The 26548-nt window shown below is 73.6% G+C and carries 24 protein-coding genes and 1 tRNA gene; 11 read left to right on the top strand and 14 right to left on the bottom strand.

The window, feature by feature from the left end; genetic code table 11:
- Nucleotides 1–166 precede the first annotated feature (166 nt).
- On the bottom strand, nucleotides 167–1135 hold the full coding sequence (locus tag NPS70_RS21205; RefSeq protein ID WP_256525933.1) for a YafY family protein: 969 nt from the start codon (nucleotides 1133–1135) through the stop codon (nucleotides 167–169).
- Nucleotides 1136–1197: 62 nt separating this feature from the next.
- Here NPS70_RS21205 and NPS70_RS21200 point away from each other — a divergent pair, with 62 nt between their 5' ends.
- A complete protein-coding gene (locus NPS70_RS21200) occupies nucleotides 1198–2775 on the top strand; it encodes an MFS transporter (protein WP_256525932.1) in 1578 nt (525 codons plus the stop codon).
- A 149-nt stretch (nucleotides 2776–2924) separates the two neighbouring features.
- Here NPS70_RS21200 and NPS70_RS21195 read toward each other — a convergent pair whose 3' ends face one another.
- Nucleotides 2925–3707 (bottom strand): DUF6227 family protein, encoded by a 783-nt coding sequence (locus tag NPS70_RS21195; RefSeq protein ID WP_256525931.1) that lies wholly within the window; start codon nucleotides 3705–3707, stop codon nucleotides 2925–2927.
- Between the two features lie 306 nt (nucleotides 3708–4013).
- Entirely contained in the window at nucleotides 4014–5108 is a 1095-nt protein-coding gene (locus NPS70_RS21190; RefSeq protein WP_256525930.1) for a P1 family peptidase, read from the bottom strand.
- A gap of 411 nt (nucleotides 5109–5519) precedes the next feature.
- Here NPS70_RS21190 and NPS70_RS21185 point away from each other — a divergent pair, with 411 nt between their 5' ends.
- Nucleotides 5520–5720 (top strand): hypothetical protein, encoded by a 201-nt coding sequence (locus NPS70_RS21185; RefSeq protein WP_256525929.1) that lies wholly within the window; start codon nucleotides 5520–5522, stop codon nucleotides 5718–5720.
- Nucleotides 5721–5775: 55 nt separating this feature from the next.
- Here NPS70_RS21185 and mscL read toward each other — a convergent pair whose 3' ends face one another.
- From mscL to NPS70_RS21155, 6 genes are all read right to left on the bottom strand, one after another.
- A complete protein-coding gene (gene mscL / locus NPS70_RS21180) occupies nucleotides 5776–6264 on the bottom strand; it encodes a large conductance mechanosensitive channel protein MscL (protein WP_256525928.1) in 489 nt (162 codons plus the stop codon).
- A gap of 138 nt (nucleotides 6265–6402) precedes the next feature.
- Entirely contained in the window at nucleotides 6403–6852 is a 450-nt protein-coding gene (locus tag NPS70_RS21175; RefSeq protein WP_308315036.1) for a hypothetical protein, read from the bottom strand.
- A gap of 541 nt (nucleotides 6853–7393) precedes the next feature.
- Complete coding sequence (locus tag NPS70_RS21170) at nucleotides 7394–8263, bottom strand: S-methyl-5'-thioadenosine phosphorylase (RefSeq protein ID WP_256525926.1); 870 nt, start codon at nucleotides 8261–8263, stop codon at nucleotides 7394–7396.
- Between the two features lie 173 nt (nucleotides 8264–8436).
- Nucleotides 8437–8745: an FmdB family zinc ribbon protein gene (locus tag NPS70_RS21165; RefSeq protein WP_256525925.1), complete on the bottom strand. Its 309-nt coding sequence runs from the start codon at nucleotides 8743–8745 to the stop codon at nucleotides 8437–8439.
- A 67-nt stretch (nucleotides 8746–8812) separates the two neighbouring features.
- Nucleotides 8813–10078 carry an MFS transporter gene (locus NPS70_RS21160; protein ID WP_256525924.1) on the bottom strand — a complete coding sequence of 422 codons (1266 nt, stop codon included), beginning with the start codon at nucleotides 10076–10078 and terminating at the stop codon, nucleotides 8813–8815.
- Nucleotides 10079–10413: 335 nt separating this feature from the next.
- A complete protein-coding gene (locus tag NPS70_RS21155; RefSeq protein WP_256525969.1) occupies nucleotides 10414–11907 on the bottom strand; it encodes a potassium/proton antiporter in 1494 nt (497 codons plus the stop codon).
- Between the two features lie 217 nt (nucleotides 11908–12124).
- Between NPS70_RS21155 and NPS70_RS21150 the strand changes: the two genes are divergently transcribed.
- Nucleotides 12125–14905 carry a penicillin acylase family protein gene (locus tag NPS70_RS21150; protein ID WP_256525923.1) on the top strand — a complete coding sequence of 927 codons (2781 nt, stop codon included), beginning with the start codon at nucleotides 12125–12127 and terminating at the stop codon, nucleotides 14903–14905.
- On the opposite strand, the gene NPS70_RS21145 is transcribed toward NPS70_RS21150, so the two are convergent.
- A complete protein-coding gene (locus tag NPS70_RS21145; protein WP_256525922.1) occupies nucleotides 14871–15488 on the bottom strand; it encodes a 5-formyltetrahydrofolate cyclo-ligase in 618 nt (205 codons plus the stop codon). The two genes, NPS70_RS21150 and NPS70_RS21145, sit on opposite strands and share 35 nt — an antisense overlap.
- A 94-nt stretch (nucleotides 15489–15582) precedes the next feature.
- On the opposite strand from NPS70_RS21145, the gene galU reads away from it, so the two are divergent.
- From galU to NPS70_RS21110, 7 genes are all read left to right on the top strand, one after another.
- Complete coding sequence (gene galU / locus NPS70_RS21140; RefSeq protein WP_256525921.1) at nucleotides 15583–16497, top strand: UTP--glucose-1-phosphate uridylyltransferase GalU; 915 nt, start codon at nucleotides 15583–15585, stop codon at nucleotides 16495–16497.
- Nucleotides 16498–16502: 5 nt separating this feature from the next.
- Entirely contained in the window at nucleotides 16503–17804 is a 1302-nt protein-coding gene (gene glp, locus NPS70_RS21135; protein WP_256525920.1) for a gephyrin-like molybdotransferase Glp, read from the top strand.
- 74 nt (nucleotides 17805–17878) lie between these two features.
- Nucleotides 17879–18370 (top strand): cyclic pyranopterin monophosphate synthase MoaC, encoded by a 492-nt coding sequence (gene moaC / locus NPS70_RS21130; RefSeq protein WP_256525919.1) that lies wholly within the window; start codon nucleotides 17879–17881, stop codon nucleotides 18368–18370.
- Complete coding sequence (locus tag NPS70_RS21125; RefSeq protein ID WP_256525918.1) at nucleotides 18367–18909, top strand: molybdenum cofactor biosynthesis protein B; 543 nt, start codon at nucleotides 18367–18369, stop codon at nucleotides 18907–18909. The genes moaC and NPS70_RS21125 overlap by 4 nt, the downstream gene beginning before the upstream one ends.
- Before the next feature lie 14 nt (nucleotides 18910–18923).
- Nucleotides 18924–19628 carry a GNAT family N-acetyltransferase gene (locus NPS70_RS21120; RefSeq protein ID WP_256525968.1) on the top strand — a complete coding sequence of 235 codons (705 nt, stop codon included), beginning with the start codon at nucleotides 18924–18926 and terminating at the stop codon, nucleotides 19626–19628.
- 136 nt (nucleotides 19629–19764) lie between these two features.
- On the top strand, nucleotides 19765–20856 hold the full coding sequence (gene glpR, locus NPS70_RS21115) for a gephyrin-like molybdotransferase receptor GlpR (protein WP_256525917.1): 1092 nt from the start codon (nucleotides 19765–19767) through the stop codon (nucleotides 20854–20856).
- Nucleotides 20857–21029: 173 nt separating this feature from the next.
- Nucleotides 21030–21103, top strand: a tRNA-Ala gene (locus NPS70_RS21110).
- Between the two features lie 374 nt (nucleotides 21104–21477).
- On the opposite strand, the gene NPS70_RS21105 is transcribed toward NPS70_RS21110, so the two are convergent.
- From NPS70_RS21105 to NPS70_RS21095, 3 genes are all read right to left on the bottom strand, one after another.
- Nucleotides 21478–22905 carry an MFS transporter gene (locus tag NPS70_RS21105; protein ID WP_256525916.1) on the bottom strand — a complete coding sequence of 476 codons (1428 nt, stop codon included), beginning with the start codon at nucleotides 22903–22905 and terminating at the stop codon, nucleotides 21478–21480.
- 284 nt (nucleotides 22906–23189) lie between these two features.
- Nucleotides 23190–24191: a DMT family transporter gene (locus NPS70_RS21100; RefSeq protein ID WP_256525915.1), complete on the bottom strand. Its 1002-nt coding sequence runs from the start codon at nucleotides 24189–24191 to the stop codon at nucleotides 23190–23192.
- 92 nt (nucleotides 24192–24283) lie between these two features.
- On the bottom strand, nucleotides 24284–24763 hold the full coding sequence (locus tag NPS70_RS21095; protein ID WP_256525914.1) for a GNAT family N-acetyltransferase: 480 nt from the start codon (nucleotides 24761–24763) through the stop codon (nucleotides 24284–24286).
- 111 nt (nucleotides 24764–24874) lie between these two features.
- Here NPS70_RS21095 and NPS70_RS21090 point away from each other — a divergent pair, with 111 nt between their 5' ends.
- A complete protein-coding gene (locus NPS70_RS21090) occupies nucleotides 24875–25672 on the top strand; it encodes an exodeoxyribonuclease III (protein ID WP_256525913.1) in 798 nt (265 codons plus the stop codon).
- A gap of 85 nt (nucleotides 25673–25757) precedes the next feature.
- Here the strand turns inward: NPS70_RS21090 and NPS70_RS21085 are convergent, their stop codons facing one another.
- Entirely contained in the window at nucleotides 25758–26393 is a 636-nt protein-coding gene (locus NPS70_RS21085) for a MerR family transcriptional regulator (protein WP_256525967.1), read from the bottom strand.
- Nucleotides 26394–26548 lie beyond the last annotated feature (155 nt).

Here is a 26548-nt window from a genome sequence, read left to right as displayed (position 1 = left end):
TCGGGGAACCGGTGCCCTGCCTCTGCGGACCCGCGCCTGCCCGAGCGGCCCCGTCCGCACGGGCGTCGGCCCGCGTCTCCTGCGTCGGCTCTGCTGCGTCGGCGCGGACCGCCGGGAGGCGGCCCGGCGGCCGGCGGGGCGGACGGCCTCCCGGCGGGACCGAGCGTCAGCCTCCCCCGGAAGCGGCACGCGACAGGCGCCCGGACAGCTCCGCCATGTGCGCGGTCAGCTCCGGTGGGCCGTGGACGGTGAACTCGCAGTCCACCAGGGCGAGTCGCAGGGCCAGCCACTCCACGGTGTCCGTCGAGCGGCAGCGCAGGCGGCACCGGTCACCGCCGAGGGCCACCGGCGTGCCCAGGTGCCCGGGGAGCCGGGACGCCACCCGGGACGCCGGGGCGTCGAAGACGACGTCCAGCTCCCGCTCCCGCTGCAGGCGCGACATCGTGTGGTTGAGCAGTTCCACCGCATCGCCCACCGGAGCGTCGCGCGGAGTGAAGCGCGCCCCCGTGGCGAAGGGTTCCGTCACCCGGTCCATCCGGAAGGTGCGCCATGCCTCCCGCTGGAGGTCGTAGGCGACCAGGTACCAGCGGTGTCCCGTGGACACCAGGCGGTACGGCTCGACCTGCCGCCGCGTCTGCGCCCCGTCCCCCGCCCGGTAGGCGAAGCGCAGGCGCTCGCGGTTCGTGACCGCGCCTGCCGTCACCGTCAGCGTGCTGGGGTCGATCCGCGGTCCGTCGCCTCGGGTGAGCGCCAGGGTCGCCCCCTGGAGCACGCTCACCCGGTGCCGCAGCCGGGAGGGCAGCACCTGCTCCAGCTTGGCCAGCGCGCGGACCGCCGCCTCCTCGATCCCCTCGATGGCATGGCCCGCCCCGGCGCGCAGGCCCACGGCGATGGCCACCGCCTCCTCGTCGTCCAGGAGGAGGGGCGGCATCGCCGCACCGGCGACCAGCCGGTAGCCGCCCTCGGCACCCTTGCTCGCCTCCACCGGGTAGCCGAGCGCACGCAGGCGGTCGATGTCCCGGCGGATGGTGCGCGGGCTGACCGCCAGTCGTTCGGCGAGCTCGCTGCCGGGCCACTCGCGGGGTGTCTGGAGCAGTGAGAGCAGGTGCAGGAGCCGTGCCGGTGTGTCCGCCATGCGCTCCAGGATGCGGCACAACTAGGACATGATCAGACCTACACGGCCACCAGACTTCCGGCATGAGTTCACAGCAGCCCGCCGTCACGGGGACGGCATCGGACCGCCGGAGATGGATCGCGCTCGCCATCGTCATGACCGCCGCGTTCATGGACCTGGTCGACGCCACCATCGTCAACATCGCCATTCCGAGCATCGAGCGGGACCTGGGGGCCTCGTTCGGCGCGATCCAGTGGATCACCGCCGGGTACGCCCTCGCCTTCGCCGCCGGCCTGATCACCGGTGGGCGCCTCGGCGACATCTACGGGCGCAAGCGGCTGTTCCTGATCGGCATCACCGTGTTCACCCTGTCGTCCGCACTCTGCGGGCTCGCCCCGGACTCCGGGACCCTGGTCGCCGCGCGGCTGATACAGGGTGCCTCGGCCGCGTTGATGGTGCCGCAGGTGCTCGCCATCGTCCATGTCACCTTCCCGGCGCACGAACGCGGAAAGGTCTTCGGCCTGTTCGGCGCCGTCGTCGGCCTCGGAGCGGTCTCAGGGCCGCTGCTGGGAGCCCTGCTGACGCAGTGGGACCTCTTCGGCCTCGGCTGGCGGCCGATCTTCCTGATCAACCTCCCGGTCGGTGTCGCGGGCATCCTGCTGGGGCGCCGGTTCATCAGCGAGTCCCGGGCGCCGAAGGCCCTGCGGCTCGACCTCGTCGGCGTCGCCCTCGTGACGCTCGCGCTGCTGATGCTCGTCTACCCCCTCACCCGGGGCAGGGAGCTGGACTGGCCGCTCTGGGGGCACCTCTGCATGGCCGGCAGCGTGCCGGTGTTCGCGCTGTTCACCGCCTACGAGCGGTACAAGGCCCGCAAGGACGGCTCCCCGCTGGTCGAGCTGTCGCTGTTCCGGGTGAAGAGCTTCGCCGCCGGTATCGCCGTGCAGCTGACCTTCGGCGTGGCCCTGGGCATCTACTTCCTCGTCTGGACGCTGTACATGCAGTACGGGCTGGGGTGGACACCTCTGCGTGCGGGACTGACCGGGGTGCCGTTCTCCCTCGCGGTGTCGGTGGCGGCCGGTGTCTCGGTCCAGATGCTGGTGCCGCGCTACGGACGGAAGGTGCTCCAGGCGGGAGCCCTGACGATGGCGGTCGGACTGCTGCTCTACCTCTGGGAGGCCGACCGCTACGGCATGGCCGTCCAGTCCTGGCAGATGGCACTGCCGCTGGTCGTGATGGGCACCGGCATGGGACTGATCGTCGCCCCGCTGACGGACGCGGTGCTCTCCGAAGTCCCGCGGGAGCATGCCGGGTCGGCTTCCGGTCTGGTCAACACGACCGCCCAGATGGGCAACGCGCTCGGACTCGGACTGGTCTCGGTGGTCTTCTTCGGAAAGGTCGACGAGCGGGCGGCGCCGCCCGCACTGCGCGCCTCGTACCTGGAGGGCTTCCAGCACTCCCTGTGGTGGGTGGTCGCGGTGCTCGGTGTCATCTTCGTGGTGATGTTCGCCCTCCCTGCCCGGAACGGGCACCGTCCGGAGGCGGAGGGCGCGAACTCGGTCGCGGGAACGGGTGCGGAGGCCGGGACGACGGCGGGCGGGACCCCGGCGCGCCCGGACGCGGCGGAGGAGACGGCCGAACCGGAAGCGACACTCGTCGGCTGAGGGCCCTGCCGCTGCCGATGGTCCCGCGGTGTGCCCGCCCGGCCCGGCCGGGCGGGCACACCGTGCCGTGGCCCGTCCCCCGTACGTGCACGGGCCCACGGGCGAGCCGGAAGCCCGAGGACGCGGCACCCGGGCCGGTCACCCGCGGGTCAGCGGACCCGTGCGCGCAGCTCCATCGCCTGCCGTGCCGCCCCCTCCCGCTCGTAGACCTCGCACATGTGGCGGCCGTCAGGCGTCGCCGTGTGCTCGATCTCCCAGAGGCTGGTCTCCGTGCCGTCCAGCAGCAGGAACGCGTGCTCGTAGAGGGTGAACCCCGCGTCCTTGCCTCCCACGCGGTACTGGCGCCCGAAGACCTGGGTGATGTGGTGGGCGAAGGCTGACCGCAGGCGCCGAGCGGTCCGCTCACCGGGCCGGTCTCGGTTCTCCGCGCGGCGCAGCACACGCCGGGCGTGGTCCGCCGAATCGTCGAGGACGTACACCGGAGGGAGAGGGGCCGGTGCCGGTGTCAGCAGGGAGGAGAGGAGTTCCAGCCCGGTGTCCAGGTCCGGGGAGAGGCCGTCGTCGAAGGAGCCCGGCCTGTTCTCGGCGAAGCCCGGGAAGCCCGCCGGAAGCCGGGATGCGGCAAGGCGGGCCTCGGACTCCTCCTCGTAGAGCTCGCGCTGCTCCGCCCCCTCCGCGCCGGGCGTACCCGTGGTGTGCACGAGCTCCCAGAGGGTCAGGGGGCTGCCGTCGGCGAGGAGATAGGTGTGGCGGTACAGCGAGCGGTGCAGCCGCGCCGTGTGGTGCGAGGAGTGCAGCGAGCTGTCGTGGGCCAGGGCGGAATCGAGCCGCTCGACCGTCGCATCGGGCAGGTCGAAGGAGTTGAGCGCCCGGCCGAGGAGCCGTGCGATCTGTGTCCCGGTCGTCTCGTGCAGATCGATGGGATCGTTCAAGAGGGTCTCCAGGCCGTCGCCACACGTCACTTGCTGGTTGCTAAACGTAGCGCTTGGGTCGGACAGCGCGGTCAAGGTTCGGGTAAAACGACGGGCGGGTGGTGGTGAGTTCCCGGGCTTTGCCCGCCGAGTGCCCCGGGCCCGCTGCCGCACGCCCCGCTCAGCCGCGACCGCCCCCCGCCCGCCGGTCGCGCCGCTCGGCCGTCCGGGGCGGCCGACGGGCCCCGGGCCCCCGGCGGACGGGAGCGCGCCGGGCCGTGCGCCGCCCCCGACCGGGGCCGCCGGAGGGCGGCCGGCCGGGAACCGTCATCCGCCGCCCGGCGACCCGTACAGCTCGGTGTACGAGGGGAACCAGCCCCCCGGCCCGTCCACGGTCTCCGCGGCCCGCACCGCGCGGACGATGGCCTCCGTCACGGTGTCCGCGCCCGCGGCAAGGACGCCGTTCAGGGCCAGCGGGTCGGTCCGGTCCAGCGGCCTGTCACCCGTGGCCAGGGCGAACACGGTGTCGCCGTCGTGCAGCAGGTGCACGGGGCGCACCGCCCGGGCGATGCCGTCGTGCGAGGTGCCGGCGAGCTTGTGCGCCTGGGCCCGCGTCAGCTCGGCGTCGGTGGCGACGACGGCCAGGGTGGTGTTCAGGGGCGGGGCGACTTGCCGCGCCTCCGCCTCGGCCAGCTTCTCCCGGGCCGCCGCGTGCACCGCCGCCGGGGGAATCACGGGCCCGTCCAGGACGTAGTCGCCGTACAGCGCGCCCGTCCGCGGATCGACTACCGAGCCCACCGCGTTGGCCACCACCAGCGCGGCCACCGTGACGCCCGAGTCGAGGACTCGCGAGGCGGTGCCGACGCCGCCCTTGAGGGAGCCCGCCACCGCGCCCGTGCCCGCCCCGACCGCGCCCTCCGCCACGGGAGCGCACTCGGCGCTGCGCGCAGCCGCTTCCACCGCCTCGCGGCCCGTGGCGGGCGTGGGCCTGGCGCGCCAGTCGCCCCCGCGGCCCAGGTCGAACACGCAGGCAGCCGGCACGACGGGGACGACCTGGGAGGGGTCCGGGCCGACCCGCACGCCGCGCCCGTGCTCCTCCAGCCAGGCCATCACCCCGGCGGCCGACTCCAGGCCGTAGGCACTGCCGCCCGTCAGGACGACCGCCTCCACGCGCTGCACCAGATTGCGCGGGTCCAGAGCGTCCGTCTCGCGTGTGCCCGGTCCGCCGCCGCGGACGTCCACGGCGGCGACCGCGCCGCCCTCGGGGGCGAGGACGACCGTGGTGCCGCTGAGAGCACCCCGACCGCCGACCCGGGCATGGCCGACCCTCAGCCCGCGCACCGCGGTCAGTCCTCGCACCGCCTCCTTCCGCGTACCGCCGTGCGGAGCGGAGACCGGAACGGAACCGTCGTCGACACCCATGACCCCCACGGTAGTTGACGCGCCTGACACACCCGGCTCGTCCGGACCCGCGCGCCGCCCGGCGCCTCGGGCGGGGTGACGGTGGCGCACCCGCGGCCGGGGAGGGCGGGGGAAGAGCCCGTGGCCCGGCCGGCCCGCAGGGCAGGGCCCGCGGTCGCGGGAGTGCCGTGACGGAGGGCCCGATGCCGGTGCCGCTCCGAGCCCCGCCCCCGAGGGGCACGCCACCTCCAAGGCGCCCGCCAGGGCCTGTCGAGCCGGTACGGCGCGAGGCGCCGGCGGTGCCCCGGTGCGGGCACGGAGCCGGGCGCCGGGTTGCGCGTCGGCCGAGCTTCGCCCACGGCTCCCGCTGTGTGGCCGATCCGACCGTGCACCGGCCGGTCCCGCGTGCCCGATCCGCCGTACCCTGGAGAGATGAGCACCGCCCCCGCCCCCGGATCGCGAGTTTCGAAGCAGCCCGGTCCCCAGAATCCCGCGCTTGTCTTCGACGATCCGCTCGACCAGCAGTCGGCGGACGATACGGACCGAGGGTGGGGCGAGCGGCCTCCTGCCGGGGGTGGCAGCGCCGGGGAACTGGCGCGTTTCCTGGACGAGAAGCCGCCGCACCACATGTGAGGCGCCCCCGCCCGGCTCTCGGGACCGGGCAGGGACCTCGTGCACCGGGCGGGCGTCAGCCCCGGTTCTCGCCGGCGCCGGGCCCGGACGGCCCGCCGGAGCGCTGCGCGACCAGCGCGTCCCTGATCTCCTTGAGCACCTCCAGCTCCGAGACCTCGATGACCTCCTGGGTGCCGGCCTTCGCCTTGCGCTGCGCCTCGCGGCGGGCCAGGTACTTGGCCATCGGCAGGACCATCAGGAAGTAGACGACCGCTGCGGTGATCAGGAACTGGAGCGAGGCGCCGATGACCGAGCCCCAGGCGATCTCGATGCCGTCCACCTCGCCGTCGACGACCTCGCAGGTCCCCTTGATGCACGAGGTGTAGGAGTCGAGGTCCTGGGTGCCGAACGCTCCGACGAGCGGATTGATCACGCCCTTCACCACGGCGTTCACGATGTTGGTGAAGGCCGCACCGATCACGACGGCGACGGCGAGGTCGATCACGTTGCCGCGCATCAGGAAGGCCTTGAAGCCTGCGAGCAGACTCGGCTTGCTCTCGCTCACGAATGAGCCTCATTTCACAAGTGCGTTGGAGGGGGACCGGGGGGAAACCTACGGCAGCCCCGGCCCTCCCTGTCCAATCAGCCCATGCGATCGTGTGACCTGACGATACGTCAGTGCGAGGATTCCGCCTGCACTCCGTCAGCACACCGCCACCACCAGTGGCGCGGAGGCCCCGGCGCCCGCGAGGGCCTGCGCGACCTTCCTGGATACGGACAGGACCACCAGCGCGCCCCCGTCGGAGGGGCCTTCGCCCGCGAGTGCGGGCACCCGGTCCACCCGCACGCACGAGGCGACGACCTCGGCCGTCGCGTCCGGGCCGTCCGCGGAGGCGGGGGCGGCGATCACGTCGACGAGATCACCGGGGCGCAGCAGCCTCACCGCCGCCGCGTCGGCGATCCTGACCGGTGCGGAGACGAGCTCCCCGCCCGGCTTCCGCTCCTCGGCGGGTGCCGCGGCCAGTGCCGCCGCGGCGGGGACGTCCCGGGCGAGCCGCCCACCCGGATCGTCCGCCCGCCCCACTGCGGAGGCCGCCAGCGCAGCGGCCGTGACGGCGAGGCCGGCCGCGGCGGCCCTGCGCTGCCTGCCCACCGCCCTGCGCAGCCGCCGCGCACCTGCACGGACGTGTACGGGTGGGAACGGCGGTACGCCGCCGGGGCGGGGCACGGTCGTGGCGTGCGGTCCGCAGCCGGCCGGCGGAACTGCTTCCCTCTGCTCCGCGACCGCCGACCGGTGCGGAGCACCGACCGGAACCTGCCGTGCCGCAGCGGTCGCCCCGGTCGGGCCCGGGGGCCCGGACGGGCCCCGATCCTCGGCCGCCCGGCCCCCGGGGCGGGCGGACCGCCCGGGCGGGGAGGGCGGCGGAGCCGGCACGGGCCGCCCGCGGCCGGAGGCCGCGAGGGCTCCCGAGCCGCTGCCCCCGTCGCGGGGAACCGGCTCGGAGGCACCGTGCGGAGGGGCGGAGCTGTGACGGGGGTGGACGGGGAACGCCATGGCGGACCGCCTTCGTGAGCGCCGGACCGGGCCCGCTGCCCGTGTCCTGTTGCACCCACGATCCCGCTCTCCGGCCGGATCCGCCGGGCCCTGTGGACACCCACCGGACTGTGGACAACCCGGTCACCGCCGCGGGCGACTACGGCAGGACGAACCCCGGGTCCATACCCGCCAGGGCGTTGCGGCAGAGGCAGTCGCGCTCCTCGTTCGCCGGGAGCTCGCCCACGGCGTCGAACAGAACGTCGCGCAGCCGGTCCACGTTCGAGGCGAACACCTTGAGCACCTCCTCGTGGGAGACTCCCTCGCCCGCCTCGGCCCCCGCGTCCAGGTCCGTGACCAGCGTCAGCGACGTGTAGCAGAGTTCCAGTTCACGGGCGAGCACAGCCTCGGGGTGCCCGGTCATGCCGACCACCGACCAGCCCATCGCCGCGTGCCAGCGGGACTCCGCGCGGGTGGAGAAGCGGGGTCCCTCCACCACGACGAGGGTTCCGCCGTCCACGGGTTCCCACAGCCGTCCGCGGGCCGCCGCCAGAGCGGCCTTGCGGCCCCTCGGGCAGTAGGGGTCGGCGGGCGAGACGTGGACGACGTTCGGCAGCTCCCCCGACGGCAGGGGCAGTCCGTCGAAGTAGGTCTGCGCCCGCGACTTCGTGCGGTCGACGAACTGGTCGGGCACCAGCAGCGTGCCCGGGCCGTACTCGGGGCGCAGGCCGCCCACCGCACACGGCCCGAGTACCTGCCGCACTCCCACGGAGCGCAGCGCCCACAGGTTGGCGCGGTAGTTGATGCGGTGGGGCGGCAGATGGTGGCCGCGCCCGTGGCGCGGCAGGAACGCCACCCTCCTGCCGCCGATCTCCCCGAGGAAGAGGGAGTCGCTCGGAGGCCCGTAGGGGGTGTCGACCCGCACCTCCGTCACGTCGTCCAGGAAGGAGTAGAAGCCCGAGCCGCCGATCACCCCGATCTCCGCGCCGGGGGAGCGGTGGCCGGTGTCTGCGTTCGCGTTGGTCGCCATGGCAGGTCACAGTATCCGGCGGTCCGGAAACGGCGAGCCCCGCCGTGGACCGGGGCCGCGACGGGGTGTGGAGTGCCGGTGCCGACATGGGCCGCGGTACGCCGGACCGCGGCGAGGCCCGCAGCTCGGCCGCGGCCCCTCGGCGTCCGGCGCCTGGTGGGCGGCGCGGTCGGTCAGGCGGCGGAGCCTGCGGAGCTGGTGCTCCCGGAGGAGGCGGAGGCGGCGGGAGCCGGCGTGGACGCCTTGGTCTCCGGCGTCTTGCTCTCGGCGGGCTTCGACGCAGCGGGGGAGCTGCTCGACGAGGCGCCGCGGCTGTCGTTGCGGTAGAAGCCGGAGCCCTTGAAGACGATACCGACCGCGGAGAACACCTTCTTGAGACGTCCGTCGCAGCTCGGGCACACGGTCAGGGCGTCGTCGGTGAACTTCTGCACCGCCTCGAGGCCCTCGCCGCATTCGGTGCACTGGTACTGGTAGGTCGGCACTGTCTTCCTCCTGGCACTCTCACTCGATGAGTGCTAACGACGGTCCATAGTGACGTATTCCGTGGAATCAGTCCACCGTCACCGCGGCTCGGTGACCGATGCCACGTGCCGCGACCCGTCCGCCGGCCGAGGGCGAGAGCCGGGAGCGCAGCGCCATCAGGGTCACCAGCGCCAGAGCGGTGCCGGCGAGCGGCACGACGAACCCGGCGCTCGACCCGTAGCCGTCGGCGAGTCGTCCGGCCACGGTCACACCGGCGGCCTGGCCGAGGGCCACGGCCCCCGTCAGCCAGGTGAAGGCCTCGGTGCGCGCCGTCGCCGGGACCAGCGAGTCCACCAGGGTGTAGCCGGTGATCAGCGTCGGCGCGATGCAGAGGCCGACCACCAGGCCGAGCGCTCCGAGCAGCGCCGCGGACTGGGCCGTCCACAGCAGCGAGGCGGCGGCCGTCAGCAGGGCGTAGCCGACGAGCAGGCGCCTGCGCGGCCCGACCTTCCACGCGACGGTGCCGATGGCGACGCCCGCCAGCATGTTCCCGGCGGCGAACAGGCCGTAGAGCAGGCCGTTCACGCCCGGCTGCCCGATCTCCTCGCTGAAGGCGGTGAGGGACACCTGCATGCCGCCGAAGACGGATCCGATGCCCAGGAACGCGACGGCGAGCACGCGTACCCCCGGCACCGACAGGGCGGAGGTCCGCCCGCGCCCCGTGTCGGCGGGGCGGCCGTGGGCGGGCTGGGTGCCGCGCCGGGCGGCGAACAGCAGACCGCCCACGAGGGTCAGGCCGGCCTCGGCGACGAGCCCGGCGGCCGGGTGGACGCCCGTGCACAGGGCGGTCGCCAGGACCGGCCCGACGACGAAGGTGAACTCGTCCGTCACGGACTCGAAGGCCGCGGCGGTCTGGAGCAGCGGGGAGCCCTGGAGGCGGGCGGCCCAGCGGGCGCGCACCATCGGACCCACCTGGGGAACCGATGCTCCCGTGGGGACGGCGGCCGCGAACAGGGCCCACAGGGGCGCGCCCGACAGGGCGAGCGCCACCAGGGCGGATCCGGCGAGGGCATGGACGATCACACCGGGCACGAGCACGGCCCGCTGGCCGAAGCGGTCGGCCAGCTTCCCGCTCTGGGGGGCGAACAGGGCCATCGACACACCGGTGGCCGCGGCGACGGCGCCGGCCTGGCCGTAGGAGCCGGTGGTGTCCTGGACCAGCAGCACGATGCCGATGGTCAGCATCGCGAAGGGCAGCCTGGCGGCGAACCCGGGGAGGAGGAACGTCCAGGCTCCGGGAGTGCGGAGGAGTTGCCCGTAGCCGGAGCGCTTGTCGGCGACCGTGGACGCCACGGCCCTAGCCTTTCTGCCGCCTGGTAGCGCTCACCGGGGTGCCGGGAGGTGCCGAGAGCTGTCCTCTTGCGCGGAACTGCGGTAGATACCGGGGCCCGCTGCGAGGGGACTCCGCGGCCGCCATACGGTCGCGCCAGCTCTGCGTCAGGCAGAGTTGGTCGATCAGTGTGCCTTCAGGGTACAGGGTTCTCGCCGCGTCCACCTGGGAAACGGTGGAGATCGGCTCCCTCGGTCCTGTGATTTCCGCAGCACCGGCCTCCGGTCCGTGACTCTCGGTCGCCTTGCGGGGACCCCGGGTGTCGTGTCAGGCGGGCGGCCTGGGGCGGACCCGGCCGCTAGCGCCCGCCGGTCCCCAGCCAGTAGGCGAGCTTCCCGCCCTGCGAGACCGCCCGCAGCCGCCTTTCGGCCTCGTCCCGCACCGGGTCGGTCGCCACGACCAGCAGCTCGTCGCCCTGCCGCAGCGCTGTCGTGGGGAGGGGCACGAAGCTCGCCCCGTCGCGTACGACGAGGGTGACCGCGGACCCCGGCGGCAGCCGCAGCTCCCCCACCTCGACGCCGTGCATCCTCGACTTCTCGGGGACCGACACCGAGAGCAGGTGCCCCCGCAGCCGCTCCAGCGGCGCCGACTCGACGCCGAGGTCCGCGGCCTCGGCCGGGTCCCCGAGGTGGAGGGCCCGCGCCAGCCAGGGCAGGGTCGGCCCCTGGATCAGGGTGTAGACGACGACCAGCACGAAGACGATGTTGAAGATCCGGTGGCTGTCCGGGACGCCGGAGACCATGGGGATGGTGGCCAGGATGATGGGGACCGCGCCGCGCAGGCCGGCCCAGGACATCAGGGCCTGCTCCTGCCACGGCATCCGGAACGGCAGCAGGCTCACCAGCACGCTCAGCGGCCGCGCCACCACGGTGAGCACCAGGCCCACCACGACGGCCGGCCAGAAGTCGTCCACCAGCTCGTGCGGGGTGACGAGGAGTCCGAGCAGGACGAACATCCCGATCTGGGCGATCCAGCCGAGGCCCTCGGCGAAGCCGCGGTTGGCCGGGGCGTGGGGGAGCCGGGAGTTCCCCAGGACCACCGACGCCAGGTAGACCGCCAGGAAGCCGCTGCCGTGGACCATGGCGCCGGCGGCGTAGGCGACCACGGCGATGGCCATCACGGCGATCGGGTAGAGCCCGGAGGCGGGGAGTGCGACGCGGCGGAGCGCGTAGGCCCCCAGCCATCCGGTGGTGAGGCCGACCGCGGCGCCGATCGCGAGTTCCAGGGCGATCTCCGCCAGGAGCAGGTACCAGGCGTCGACGGGTCCCGAGGTGGAGAACGCGACGACGAGGATGACGACGGGGGCGTCGTTGAAGCCCGACTCCGCCTCCAGGACGCCGGTCACCCGGGACGGCAGCGGCACCTTCCGCAGGACGGAGAAGACGGCCGCCGCGTCGGTCGAGGAGACCACCGCGCCGATGATCAGGGCTTGCTTCCACTCCAGGCCCACGAGGAGGTGGGCGGCTGTGGCCGTGACGGCCACGCTCACCGCGATGCCGACGGTCGCCAGCGCGGCCGCCGCGGGCAGTGCGGGCCTGATCTCCTTCCACTTCGTGCCCAGGCCGCCTTCGGCCAGGATCACCACCAGCGCGGCATAGCCGATCACCTGCGTCAGCTCGGCGTCGTCGAACTGCAGGTCGAACAGGCCGTCCTGGCCCATGGCGACGCCGATTCCGAGGTACAGCAGCAGGCTGGGGAGCCCGCTTCGCGAGGAGATCCGCACTGCCACGACGGCGACGAGCAGGACGAGCGAGCAGACGAGCAGGAGCTCGTTGAGCTGGTGGACAGTCAGCGGCCGATCCTTCCCCTCGCGCCCGGTGCAGGGGGCGGTGGTACCGCCGGGCGCACTTCGTTACCTTACCTAATCTTTAACGCTTTCTTGACAGTAAGACGATCCGATCATCAGGGGACGAACGGTGCCGTGTGGATACCGCGTCCGGGCCGGCCGGGTGCTGCGCCTAGAGTTGCCTCAGCACTGCCAGGACCACCCTGCCCCTCGAAGGACAGCGATGCCCGCCAACACAACAGCCTCTTCCCCCAAGAAGAAGAAGGGGCGACGTGCCCGACTGCTCGTGCTCGTCCTGGTGCTGGCGCTCGTCGCGGGTGTCGGGTACGGCGCCTACTGGAGCGTCGGCACGGTCCGCGCCTCCTTCCCCCAGACCACCGGTTCGCTGGAGGTCGAGGGCCTCGACGGCACGGTGGAGGTGAAGAGGGACGCCTACGGCATCCCGCAGATCTACGCCGACAGCGACGAGGACCTGTTCCGCGCCCAAGGGTTCGTCCAGGCCCAGGACCGCTTCTGGGAGATGGACGTCCGGCGCCACCTGACCGCGGGCCGGCTGTCCGAGATGTTCGGCTCGGCGCAGATCGAGACCGATGCCTTCCTGCGGACCCTGGGCTGGCGCAACGTCGCCCAGGAGGAGTACGACACCCGGCTCTCGCCCGAGACGAAGAAGTACCTCCAGGCCTACGCCGACGGCGTCAACGCCTATGTCGAGGGGCGCTCCGCCGACGAGCTGTCCGTGGAGTACGCCGCGCTGTCCTTCGCGAACGACTACACGCCGGAGCCGTGGACACCGGTGGACTCGGTCGCCTGGCTGAAGGCGATGGCCTGGGACCTGCGCGGCAACATGCAGGACGAGATCGACCGTTCGCTGCTCACGAGCCGCCTCGGCGCCGACCAGATCCGCGACCTGTACCCGGACTACCCGTACGACCGGAACAAGCCGATCGTCCAGGAGGGCGGGATCGACCCGGCGACCGGCGCCTACGACCCGGAGGCCGAGCCCTCGGCCGGCGGTGCGGGAAGCGGCAGCGGCTCCGGCGGGGCCGACGGTGCTCCCGGCACCGGCACCCCTGCGGGAGCGGCGGCGGGGTTCACCACGCAGCTCGGGGCCCTGGCGGACACCCTCGACGACATCCCGGCGCTCCTCGGCCCCAACGGCAGTGGCATCGGATCCAACTCCTGGGTCGTGAGCGGCAAGTACACGACCACCGGGAAGCCCCTGCTGGCCAACGACCCGCACCTCGCGCCGCAGCTTCCGTCGCTCTGGTACCAGACGGGCCTCCACTGCCGCGAGCTCTCCTCGGAGTGCACCTTCGACGTGGCCGGCTACAGCTTCTCCGGCATGCCCGGTGTCGTCATCGGCCACAACCAGGACATCGCCTGGGGCTTCACCAACCTCGGGGCGGACGTCACCGACCTCTACCTGGAGAAGCTCGACGGTGACAGCTACCTGGTGGGCGGCAAGGAGAAGGCGCTGACCGTCCGCGAGGAGGTCATCAAGGTCGCCGGGGGGGCGGACAAGACCATCACCGTCCGGTCCACCGAGCACGGCCCGCTCGTCTCCGACCGCAGCAAGGAACTGGCGAGGGTGGGCGACCGCGCGCCCGTCTCCAACGCGGCCCCCGACCGGGGCTCCGGCTACGCGGTCGCCCTGCAGTGGACCGCGCTCCAGCCGGGCAGGAGCATGGACGCCGTCTTCACGCTCAACCGGGCCAAGGACTTCGCCGGCTTCCGCGCGGCGGCCAAGGACTTCGAGGTCCCGTCCCAGAACATGATCTACGCGGACACCAAGGGCCACATCGGCTACCAGGCGCCCGGGCGGATCCCGATCCGCGCCGAGGGCGACGGCCGCACCCCCGCCCCGGGCTGGGACCCGCGGTACAAGTGGGACGGCTACATCGACTTCGACGAACTTCCCTACGAGTACGACCCGGCCCGCGGCTACATCGTCACGGCCAACCAGTCCGTGATCGACGCCGAGACGTACCCGTACCTCATCACCGAGGACTACGGCTACGGTGCCCGGAGCCAGCGCATCAACGATCTGATCGAGTCCAAGATCCGGGGCGGGGGCAAGATCTCCACCGAGGACATGCGCACCATGCAGATGGACAACAGCAGCGAGATAGCCAAGCTGCTGACCCCCTACCTGCTCAAGATCGACGTCTCCGACGCCTATGTCCGTGAGGCGCAGAAGCTGCTGGAGGGCTGGGACTACACCCAGGAACCGGACTCGGCGGCCGCCGCCTACTTCAACGGCGTGTGGCGCAACGTCCTCAAGCTGGCCTTCGGCAACAAGCTCCCCAAGGAGCTGCGGATCGAGGGCGAGTGCCTGAGCGTGCTGCCCGCGGACAGCACCGCACCGGACGACGACCTCGTGGAGCGGGTGCGTGAATGCGGCCAGCGGGACGCCGACTCCGCACAGCCCGACGGGGGCGACCGGTGGTACGAGGTGGTCCGCCGGCTGCTCAAGGACGAGGACAACGCCTGGTGGCGCAGCCCCGGTACGCGGACGGACGAGCCGACCGACACCCGGGACGAACTGCTCGCCCGCGCGATGGAGGACGCGCGCTGGGAGCTCACGGCCGAGATGGGCAAGGACGCCTCGACCTGGAGCTGGGGCCGACTCCACCAGCTGACCCTGCGCAACCAGACCCTCGGTACCCAGGGCCCCGGATTCCTCCGGTCCATGCTGAACCGCGGCCCGTGGAACCTCGGCGGCGGCGAGGCGGCCGTCAACGCCACGGGCTGGAACGCGGCGGGCGGCTACGACGTGGTCTGGGTGCCGTCCATGCGGATGGTGCTCAACGTCGGCGACTGGGACAAGTCCCGGTGGATCAACCTCACCGGGGCATCGGGCCACGCCTACCACAGTCACTACACCGACCAGACCGACAAGTGGGCCAAGGGCGAGCTGCTGGACTGGGTCTACACCGGAGAGGCGGTGGACACCGCCACGGCCGACACCCTCACCCTGCGTCCGCCGGGCGGCGCGGCCGGGTGAAGCGCCGCACGCCGGCAGGAGTGACCACCGCATGGACGGGGCGGTCGTGGGGTTCCACCGGGACCTGATCGACCACCTCGTCCGTGTAGAGGAGCACCACGAGTGCCGGGTCGGCCCCCGCCGCGGAGAGCCGGGACAGCACCCGGTCGTAGGAGCCGCCCCCGCGCCCCAGCCGCATGCCCCGGCCGTCCACCGCCAGCCCCGGCAGCAGTACCGTCCCGGCCTCCAGCACGGCGTCCGGACCGAGCCGGGTGCCCTGGGGCTCCAGCAGCCCCCGTCCGGCCGAGGCCAGGTGCTCCGCCCCCCGGTAGGGCGCCCAGTCCAGGTCGTTGTCCGGCAGCAGCACCGGCAGCAGCACCCGCGTACCCCGCGCGCGCAGCACGTCGAGCAGGGCCCGGGTGCCGGGCTCGCTCCCCACCGAGACATAGGCGGCCACGGTGTCCGCCTCCGCCACCTCCGGCAGGAGCAGGGCCTGCCGGGCGAGGACGGCCGCGGCGCTCCGGGCCTCCTCCGGCGGCAGCAGGCGCCGGGCGGCGAGCAGTTCGCGGCGCAGAGCGCCCTTCTCGGACATGTCGTTCCTCATTCGCCGACGGTGAACCTCTCGTATGCACTGTTATAAGGAGGAAGTTAACCGGAGCATCATCTTCCCCCCATACTCAGTCGCTAAGGTGCTCCGCATGACTCAGTCGCACCCCAGGATCAGCAAGGCTGTCATCCCCGCCGCCGGTCTCGGCACCCGGTTCCTTCCGGCCACCAAGGCCACCCCGAAGGAGATGCTGCCTGTGGTCGACAAGCCCGCCATCCAATACGTGGTGGAGGAGGCCGTCTCCGCGGGGCTCTCCGACGTCCTGATGATCACCGGGCGCAACAAGCGCCCCCTGGAGGACCACTTCGACCGCAACTACGAGCTGGAGGAGGCCCTGTCGCGCAAGGGCGACGCCGGCCGGCTCGCCCGGGTCCAGGAGTCCAGCGACCTCGCCACCATGCACTACGTCCGCCAGGGGGACCCGAGGGGCCTGGGGCACGCGGTGCTCTGCGCCGCCCCCCACGTCGGCGACCAGCCCTTCGCCGTCCTCCTCGGCGACGACCTGATCGACCCCCGTGACCCGCTGCTGGCCCGTATGGTCGAGGTCCAGCAGCGGGAGGGCGGCAGCGTGATCGCCCTGATGGAGGTCGACCCCGCGCAGATCCACCAGTACGGCTGCGCCGCGGTGAAGCCCACCGGGGACAGCGACGTCGTCCAGGTGACCGACCTCGTGGAGAAGCCCGAGGCCGGGGAGGCGCCCAGCAATCTGGCCATCATCGGCCGCTACGTCCTCGACCCGGCGATCTTCGGGATACTGAGGGAGACCGAGCCCGGGCGCGGTGGCGAGATCCAGCTGACCGACGCCATCCAGAAGCTCGCCGACGCCCACCTCGCGGGCGGGTCTTCGGTGGGGCCGGTCCACGGCGTCGTCTTCAAGGGCCGCCGCTACGACACCGGCGACCGGGGCGACTACCTGCGTGCCATTGTCAGACTCGCGTGCGAGCGTGAGGATCTTGGCCCGGAGTTCCGCGCCTGGCTCCGCCGATTCGTGACCGAGGAGATGTAGACACCGTGAGCAGCACGATCTGGTCGGTCGACGACCACCTGGAGGACATCCTCGCCTCTGTCCGGCCGCTGGACCCGATCGAGCTGCAGCTTCCCGAGGCCCAGGGCTGCGTCCTGGTCGACGACGTCACCGTCCCCGTCGCCCTGCCGCCCTTCGACAACAGCTCCATGGACGGCTACGCCGTCCGCGTCGCCGACCTCGCGGGGGCCGGCGAGGACTCCCCGGCGGTCCTGGCCGTGATCGGCGACATCGCGGCCGGGAGCGAGGGGCTGCCGACGGTCGGTCCGGGCCAGGCCGCCCGGATCATGACCGGTGCGCCGCTTCCGCCCGGGGCGCAGGCGGTCGTCCCCGTCGAGTGGACCGACGGCGGCACCGGCGGCGGGGCCGCGACGTCGATGCTCCCCGCCGGGCAGGCCCCCGAGGGTGCCGCGGGCGAGGTCCGGGTGTACCGGCCGGTCGAGGAGCACGCCCATGTGCGCGCCCGCGGCAGCGACGTGCAGGCGGGCGACCTCGCGCTCGCGGCCGGTACCGTCCTCGGCCCGCCCCAGATCGGGCTGCTCGCGGCGATCGGCCGGGGCACCGTCCGGGTGCGCCCCCGTCCCCGGGTCGTCGTCCTCTCCACCGGAAGTGAACTGGCCCAGCCCGGCGAGGAGCTGACCACGGGAAGGATCTACGACTCCAACAGCTTCGCGCTCGCCGCCGCCGCCCGGGACGCCGGTGCCATCGCCTACCGGGTGGGGGCGGTCACCGACGATCCGGAGCTGCTCCGCGCCGCCATCGAGGACCAGCTGCTCCGCGCCGACCTCCTGGTCACCACGGGAGGTGTCAGTGTGGGCGCCTACGACGTGGTCAAGGAGGCGCTCGCCCCCACCGGGGACGAGGACGTGCCCGGCAGCGGTGTCGACTTCCGCAGGCTCGCCATGCAGCCGGGCAAGCCCCAGGGCTTCGGTTCCATCGGTCCGGAGCACACGCCGCTGCTCGCCCTGCCGGGCAACCCGGTCTCCAGCTACGTCTCGTTCGAGTTGTTCGTCCGGCCCGCGATCCGCACGCTGATGGGGCTCGACGACGTGCACCGCCCGACGGTCCGCGCTCTGCTGGACGCGGAGGGGCCGCTCACCTCGCCGGACGGCAAGCGCCAGTTCCTGCGCGGTCGCTACGACGCCGAGGCGGGGCGCGTGGCACCGGTCGGCGGTGCCGGATCCCACCTCGTTGCCGCGCTCGCGCACGCCGACTGCCTCATCGTGGTCCCCGAGAGGACGACGTCCGTGGAGCCCGGAGCCGGGGTCGACGTGGTCCTCCTGGGGTGAGGGGCCCGCGGTGGCGGTAGCGTGTCTGCCCACACACGGCCCGTACGGGTCCCTACCGGGAGCACACAGCGCACATGAGTACGCAGAGCAGGCTGACGCACATCGACGAGGCGGGAGCGGCCCGCATGGTCGACGTCTCCCAGAAGGACGCCACGGCCCGCACCGCGCGGGCCACCGGCCGCGTCCTGGTGTCACCGCGGGTCGTGGAGTTGCTGCGTGGTGAGGGCGTGCCGAAGGGCGACGCCCTGGCCACGGCGCGCATCGCCGGGATCATGGGCGCCAAGCGGACGCCCGACCTGGTCCCGCTCTGCCACCCGCTCGCCGTTTCGGGGGTGAAGCTGGACCTCTCCGTCGCCGACGACGCCGTCGAGATCGCGGCCACGGTGAAGACCACCGACCGCACCGGGGTCGAGATGGAGGCCCTGACAGCGGTGTCGGTGGCCGCTCTCACCGTCGTCGACATGGTCAAGGCCGTCGACAAGGCCGCCGTCATCACGGACGTCCGGGTGGAGGAGAAGACCGGCGGCAAGTCCGGCGACTGGCATCGAGAGCAGGCGGGCTCATGACCGCCGGGGAACATGCCGGCTCCGCGGCCCCCTACCGCGCCCTCGTCGTCACGGCGTCCAACCGCGCCGCGGCGGGCGTCTACGCGGACCGCGGCGGACCGGTGATCGCCGAGGCGCTGACGGCCCTCGGCTTCACGGTCGACGGCCCCCGGGTGGTGCCCGACGGCGCGCCCGTCGAGGAGGCCCTGCGGGAGGGAGTCCGGGCCGCGTACGACGTGGTCGTGACCACCGGCGGTACCGGGATCTCACCCACCGACCGCACCCCCGAGGCCACCCGCGCGCTCCTCGACCGCGAGGTGCCGGGCATCGCCGAGGCCATCCGCGCCCACGGCCGCGGCAAGGTCCCCACGGCGGCCCTCTCCCGAGGCGTCGCCGGGGTGGCGGGCCGCACCCTCGTCGTGAACCTCCCGGGGTCCACCGGAGGGGTCCGCGACGGGCTCGCCGTGCTGGAACCGCTGCTGCGGCACGCGGTCGACCAGCTGCGCGGCGGTGACCACCCGGGCCCCGCAGCCTCCCCAGAGCCGTCCCCCGCGTCATGAACGCGACCTGGCCGGTGGTGCTGGCGGACGGCGACGTCGTCCTGCGGCCCATAAAGCTCCGCGACCAGCGGGCCTGGCGTGAGGTCAACCGGCGCAACCGCGACTGGCTCAGACCCTGGGAGGCCACGATCCCGCCGCCGGCGCCGGGCGGGCCGGTCGCCCAGCGGCCCACCTACCGCCAGATGGTGCGCCACCTTCGCTCCGAGGCCCATGCGGGGCGGATGCTGCCCTTCGTGATCGAGTACCAGGGACGGCTGGTCGGGCAGCTGACCGTGGCCGGGATCACCTGGGGCTCGATGTGCTCGGGCCATGTCGGCTACTGGGTCGACCGCGAGGTCGCGGGCCGCGGTGTGATGCCGACCGCCGTGGCGCTCGCCGTCGACCACTGCTTCCGTACCGTGGGGCTGCACCGGATCGAGGTCTGCATTCGCCCGGAGAACGGCCCGAGTCGCCGGGTGGTGGAGAAACTCCGCTTCCGTGAGGAGGGGCTGCGCCCGCGCTATCTCCATATCGACGGGGCCTGGCGGGACCACCTCGTCTACGCGCTCACGGCGGACGAGGTGCCCGAGGGGCTGCTGCGGCGGTGGCACCGCTCGCGCCCGGCGGCCCCGACCGAGCAGGGAGGCCCGGTCGCGGGTTCCCGCCCGGAACCGGGCCCGGCACCGGGGACGGGCTCCGCACCGGGGACGGGACCCGGAACGGCACAGGAAATAAAATAAATGTTCGATATTGGTCTCGGGGTATCCGTGTGCGATCCCGGTAATCACAAAAAAAGTCCGTGATATCAGCCAGATCGTGCGACACACCGGCCCAATTGGCGGATGCCGCCGGGCGTATCCCTCTACGGTGTGAGGCGTGAGCAGCAGCGGCCTCATCTACGCAGTCATCGTCGGGGCCTGGGCCGCCTACTTGGTGCCGATGTGGCTCCGCAGGCAGGACGAGTTGAACGAGGCTCGTCCGACGGAACGCTTCTCCACGGCCATCCGGCTGCTCTCGGGCCGGGCGGGAATGGAGCGGCGGTACGCCAAGGACCAGCGGGGCCGCGCGGCCGAGCAGCCCGAGTACGACGTGGACCCGGATGCGGCCACGGACCGGATGGGTTCCGTGGACGTCCGGGCCTTCGCCGCGCCCCGAACCGAAGCCCCCGCGCCCGAACGCGCGCCCGAACGTGCGCCCGCACCCGCCGCCCGGCCGCGGCAGCCGCGGATGCAGCGCCAGGGAGGCAGGGCGGGAGCGGAGCGGGCCGCCGCCGAGCGGGCCCGCCGGGGCAAGGTGCTCGCCCGCCGCAGACGGACCACCTCCGTCCTCTTCGTGGCGTTCACCGCGGGTGCGATCGTCGCCGCCGTCGGCGGGATCGGCTTCCTCTGGGCCCCCGCCGCCCCCGCGGCTCTGCTGACCACGTACATCGCCCACCTGCGCAAGCAGGAGCGCCGGAGGTTCGCCTACGTCATGGACCGGCGGCAGGCCGAGGCCGCCGCCCGGCAGCTGCGCGAGGGCGGGCGCCGCCGACCGCAGCCCCAGCCCGGGGCGGCGGACGCCGACGAGGAGCCCGCCGAGTCGGCCGAACCTCAGCCCGTGTCCGCCGTCTCGCCGCAGGAGGCCGGGCGCCGGGCGCTCGTCGAGCAGACCGACCATGCGGAGTGGGTCGACCAGCAGCGGCGGCAGCGCGGCCCCTCGGCCGCCGGTGACAGCTGGGACCCCGTCCCCGTGCCCCTTCCCACCTACGTCACGGCCCCCGTCGCCCCCCGCGCGGCCGGCGGGGTGGACGTGAACGACCCGGAGACCTGGAGCTCGGCCCGCTCCTCGGCGGCGGAGCCCACCCCGCCGCAGGAGGAGGCGCCCTCGGAGCGGCGGCCGCCCCAGCAGCGGCGCTCCCGGGAACGGGGCCGCACCCCGCTCTTCGACCAGTACGCGGACGAGGACCGGCCCCGCGCGGCCAACGAGTGACTCCGGCCGGACCCACCCCACCGTGCCCCGGCGCCTGAAAGGCGCCGGGGCACGGTCGCGCCGGGCGCCGCGTCCCGGCACGGGCTCGGCACGAGGGCCGTTCGCCGCCGTGGAGTCCGCGGAACGGATTTCGGAGCACCCGGATCGGGATGCTAGAGTTTCACTCGTTGCAAGGGCCTGTGGCGCAGTCCGGTAGCGCACCTCGTTCGCATCGAGGGGGCCAGGGGTTCAAATCCCCTCAGGTCCACGCACAGCTGTTCTTGAGTTCGCTCGGGAATGGTGACGAGATCCCGTCCGATCGCAAGATCGGGCGGGATCTCGTCGTTTGTCGGCTTGCCACGCGGTCAGGGTGGCGCGGCACGCGTGCCGCGCGTGCTCGCCCGGCTTCGGGCATGGGGGAGCGCACCGGGCCGTGGCGATCGGCATGTTGTGATGCGGGGTCGCGAGCTTCCACGGGAGTCGCGCCCTGTCGTGGCCCGCCAGGCGGCACCCGAGTCACTGTCTCCCGGCACGATCAGGCGGGTGGTGCAGTGGTTCGGGGGAGCCCCCCGGCGAGTCGTCCCGCCCGGAAGTGCGTCCCACCGCTCGTCAGGAGAGCTGCCCGTCAGAGGCATCCGGCCGTCAGGAGGTCCCCGCGGTGGTGCGCGGCATCAGGCGTGCGGCGAGTGCGCCGAGGGCGGCCGCCGCGACCGCGCTGCCGATGGCCATCCAGCGCAGCGCGTCCTCGATCGAGGTCCCGAGGCCGACGTCCTCGGCCCTGACCTCGATCAACGTCGCCCCGGCGGCCACGAACATGCCCGCGACGCCGATCACGATGGCGAGGGTGACCCCGGAGGCCTGACCGGCACGCTCGGCCGGGACGACCGTCTGGGTGCCGATGCTCGCCATGGCCCAGCCGATGCCGTAGCCGAGCCCCACCAGGGCGAGGCCGGGCAGGTAGCTGCCGAGGGCGTCGGAGAGCGACACGAGGCCGAGCCCCACGGCGCCGAGGACCGTCGCGGCGGCGATGGTCCGGGGGATGTCGAAGCGCTCGCCCAGCCATCCGGAGACCGGGCCCGCGAAGCCCGCGGTGACGGAGGAGGCCAGGAAGATGACACCGGACACCAGCGGCGAGTGCCCCTCGACCTCCTGGAGGTAGACCGTGACGCCGTACATCGCGACCACGAAGGCGATGTTGGCCACCGTCGCCATCAGGGTCACGATCACGTACGGCGTGTTGCGGAAGAGGTCCAGGGCCACCAGCGGCCATCGGGCCCTCCGCTCCCGGAGCACGAACAGCCCGAGCATCAGCAGCCCCGCCGCCGCGACGGCGACGGTGGCGCCCGCGGGCCAGGCGTTCGCCCGGTCGACCGCGAGCGTCAGTCCGGCGATGCCGAGCACCACGGTGACCAGGCCGGGCAGGTCGATGGTCCGCGGCACGGTCGTGTCCCGGGACTCCCGCACGCCCGCCCGTACGACGAGGATCGCCACCAGGACGGTCGGCACGTTGATCAGCAGGACCCACCGCCAGCCGATCAGCTCCGTCAGCCCGCCGCCGACCAGCGGCCCGAGGGCCAGGGCGAGGGCGCCGATCCCGTAGGCGTTGCCGATCGCGCGCATCGTCCGCTCGCGCGGGTAGGCGTCGGTCACCACGGCGACGGCCAGGGGGAAGAGGATGCCTGCCCCGGTGCCCTGGAGGATGCGCAGCACGACGACCACGGCGGCGGACGAGGAGAGCCCCGCGCCCAGCGAGCAGAGCCCGAAGACGGCCAGTCCGACGATCAGCACCCGCCGGCGGCCGAAGATGTCGCCGAGGCGTCCGCCGGGGATGAGGAAGGCGGCGAGGGCGAGCATGTAGCCGCTGATCACCCACTGGAGATCGGTGGTGCTCGTCCCGAGTTCGGAGGCCATCCGGGGCAGTGCGAGGTTGAGCGCGAGGAAGTCGAGCTGCACCACGAAGATGCACATCGCGGCCGCGGTGAGCGTCAGCCCCAGGCGCGGACTCCCGGGAGCGCCGGCTCCGGAGGCGTCGGCCCGCCCGTGGTCGCGCCCGCGGTCTCCGTCGGGCATGGCGGTCTCCCTGTCTCGCCGTGCGGACCGTCCGGCGTGGGGCCGTGCCGGGGGTGTGCGGACGGCACCGGTCGCTGCCGGAAGGCCGACGGACTCCCCTCGGTCCTCGGTGAGGTGTGCGCCCCGCCGGTCCGGAGCGGCGCGCAGGTCCACCATGCACCACGCCGAGGCTTGTGCGGCGTACATCCGGTGGGGCCCGTGGCGCGTTCCCCCGCCGCGCCCGCGCCCGCGCGGGTGGCCCCTCCCCGGGAGGCGGTGCGGCGCCGGGCCGGGCCGAGGGGCCGTCAGGCAGGCGGCGGCGGGGCGGCCCCGGGCGACGGCAGGGGGTGCTCCCGCGCCACCCGCCCCGGGCCGGGCGCCTGTCCGGCGGGGCCGGCGGGTGCCGGTGCGGGAGGGGCGGCGGCACGGCGGCCCCAGGCCGTCCCGGCGAGCACCAGCAGCGCGCCCAGCAGTCCCGTCCATCCGGGCCGGTCCCCGGCGAGGGCGATTCCCGCGACGGCCGCCCAGACCGGCTCGGTGCCGAGCAGCAGGCTCACCCGGGAAGGGGAGCTCCGTCGCACGGCCCACATCTGGACGAAGAAGGCGAACAGCGTGCAGGACAGGGAGAGATGGAGCAGCCACAGCCACTGCCCGGTCCCGAGGACGGCGGCGGCCTCCCAGGGGGTGCGCCCGGTCCCGGGGGCTGCGCAGAGCACGGCGAAGACGGCCGTCGCCGTGCCCAGCTGGACGGTGGTCAGCGACAGCGCGTCGGCGCCCTGCACCGAGCGCATCCGCGACATGGCCAGGACGTGCACCGTACGGGCGGCCGCGGCCGCCAGCATCAGCAGGTCGCCCAGGGACGGCGCGGTGAAGCCCGCGCCCTGGGTGAGCAGCACGATCCCCGCGACGGACAGGCCCGCGGCGCAGAGGAACGGGCGGGGCAGGGGCACGCCCGTCAGACGGCTTTCGGCGACCGGCGTGATGATCATCGTGAGGCTGATGATGAGCCCGGCGTTGGTGGCCGAGGTGTGCACCACGCCGTAGGTCTCCAGGAGGAAGATCCCCGCCAGGACGAGCCCGAGTACGCCCGCGCCGCGCACCTGCCGGGCGTCGAGGGCCCGCAGCCTGCGCCGGCCGGCGAGGACCAGGACGGGCAGCACCAGGGAGAACCGGAGCACCAGTACGGCCAGTACGGTCTGTGCCGTGGTGACGCCCTTGGCGGCGAGGTAGCTGGAGCCCCAGGCGGCGGCGACCACGAGGACGGGCAGGTCGGTCGGCCAGGTGCGGTGGGGCGCGGCGGCGCGCATGGACCTCCTCGGCGGGCGGGCCGCCCGGGGCGGGCCCGAGGGCCCGGACGGCGCCGCCCGGGCGAAGCGGGGGACGGGGGGCCGGCCCCGGGTCAGGAGAGGGGCTTGGCCATGCAGCGGCTGCTGTCGTACTCCCGGTAGTGGCCGAACTTCCCGCACGCCAGGTAGCCGCTGGAGGCGTAGAGGGCCAGCGCCTCGGGCTGCATGTCGCCGGTCTCCAGCACCATCCGGACGCGCCCTGCCTCGCGCGCGTCGGCTTCGAGGGCCGCCAGGATGCGGCGGGCCAGGCCCAGGCCGCGCGCCTCGGGTATGACGTACATGCGCTTCAGCTCCGCGTCGCCGTCCGCGTAGCCCAGCGGGTTGGCGTCCTGCGACCGCCAGCCGCCGGTCGCCACCGGGCGGTCGCCGTCGTAGGCGATCAGGTACAGGCCGCTCGGCGGGGCGAACATCGAGGGGGCGAGGGGGGTGACGTCGCCTTCACCGTCCCCGTAGCGCTCGACGTACTCAAGCTGTACCCGGTCGTTGAGCTTCACCGCGTCGGGGTGGTCGAAGGCCATGGCTCGAAGCTGCATGGTGAAAAGCGTACGGGCAGGCGAGAGGGGGTCCTACCCGCGGTGCCCTGCCCGGCCCGCTCCGCCGTTCCCTCCCTCCGCCGGACCGGTCGGGCTCGGTAGGGTGCAGCAATGCTCACCGTTTCCTCCGTCAACGTGAACGGCCTGCGCGCCGCCGCCCGGAAGGGCTTCCTGCCGTGGCTCGCGGGGACCTCCGCGGACGTGGTCTGCCTCCAGGAGGTGCGCGCCGAGGAGGACCAGCTGCCCGCCGGGGTGCGCAGCCCCGAGGGCTGGTTCACCCTCTTCGCCCCGGCCGCGGCCAAGGGGCGCGCGGGTGTGGCGATCCTCACGCGACGGGAGCCGGACCGGGTCCGCGTCGGTTTCGGGTCCTCCGAGTTCGACGGCTCCGGCCGCTATGCGGAGGCCGACCTGCCGGGCGTGACGGTCGCCAGCCTGTACCTGCCCTCGGGTGAGGCGGGCACCGGGAAGCAGGACGAGAAGATGCGCTTCCTGGCCGAGTTCCTGCCCTACCTCAAGGAGCTGAGGGAACGGGCGGCCGCCGACGGGCGCGAGGTCGTGGTCTGCGGCGACTGGAACATCGCGCACCGCGAGGCCGACCTGAAGAACTGGCGGGCCAACCGGAAGAACGCGGGATTCCTGCCGGAGGAGCGCGAGTGGCTCTCCCGGGTCTACGAGGAGGCCGGCTACGTCGACGTGGTGCGCGCCCTCCACCCGGGACAGGAGGGCCCCTACTCCTGGTGGTCCTACCGGGGCCGGGCCTTCGACAACGACTCGGGCTGGCGCATCGACCTCCAGGTGGCCACGCCGGGGCTCGCGGACCGTGCGGTGAAGGCGTGGGTGGAGCGGGCCGCCACGCACGGGGAGCGCTGGAGCGACCATGCGCCGGTGACCGCGGTCTACGGCGTCTGAGGCGGCCCGGCCGCTCGGGGCTGCGGCGGGCGGCGCATCCCGGGCCCCGGGGAGGCCCGGCGGACCGGCCCTCCCCGGGCGCGCCCTACTGCCCCGGCCGCTCGCCGTGCAGCCTGCGGTCCATCGCCATCGACAGTTCGGCGTCCACCACGCTCTTGGCCAGGGGGCGCAGCCGCTCGGGATCGGCCGTGCCGGTGCCGCCGTGGGAGCCCAGGAGGTCGAGGAAGAGCGCGGCGAGGGCGTCGGCGTGCTCCCGCACCCGGCGTCCGGCCTCCAGGACGTCGGCGAGCGGGATGCCCTCGCGGACGAGGGCGGCGGAGACGTCGAGCAGCCGCCGGCTGATGTGGACGATCTCGTCCCCGTCGACCGCGAGGTAGCCGAGCCTGAGCGCGTTCGCCAGGTTCTCCGGGGTGACCTGCCCCTCGAAGTAGTCGGCCAGGGCCTCGGGGGTGAGGCGGACCGGGGTCTCCTCGGTCGGTTCGACCAGGCCGAGGGCCTCGCCCACGTCCCGTCCGCTCTCGAACGCGGTGGCGAGGTCGGCGATGCCGTTGAGCGTGTGACCGCGCTCCAGCAGGGCGGCGATCGTGCGCAGCCGGGCGAGGTGGTGCTCGTCGTACCAGGCGATGCGCCCCTCGCGGCGCGGGGGGTCGATGAGCCCGCGCTCACGGTAGAAGCGCAGGGTGCGCACCGTGATGCCGGCCTCCCTGGCCAATTCCTCCATGCGGTACTCGCGCGCTCCGGTCACACGGGAAGCCTAAGGGCAGCCCCGTCAGGCGTACCGCCGGTAACTTGTCGGGCCGGACCCCTACCGCTCGGTATGCCGCTGCTCTACCCTCCCAACCATGCCAGTGAACACTGGCAGCGTTCCCCCGGGGG

It is taken from the genome of Streptomyces sp. C10-9-1, assembly GCF_024497955.1.
In the GTDB taxonomy this organism is placed as follows: domain Bacteria; phylum Actinomycetota; class Actinomycetes; order Streptomycetales; family Streptomycetaceae; genus Streptomyces; species Streptomyces sanyensis.
This window is presented reverse-complemented; position numbering and strand designations above follow the sequence as displayed.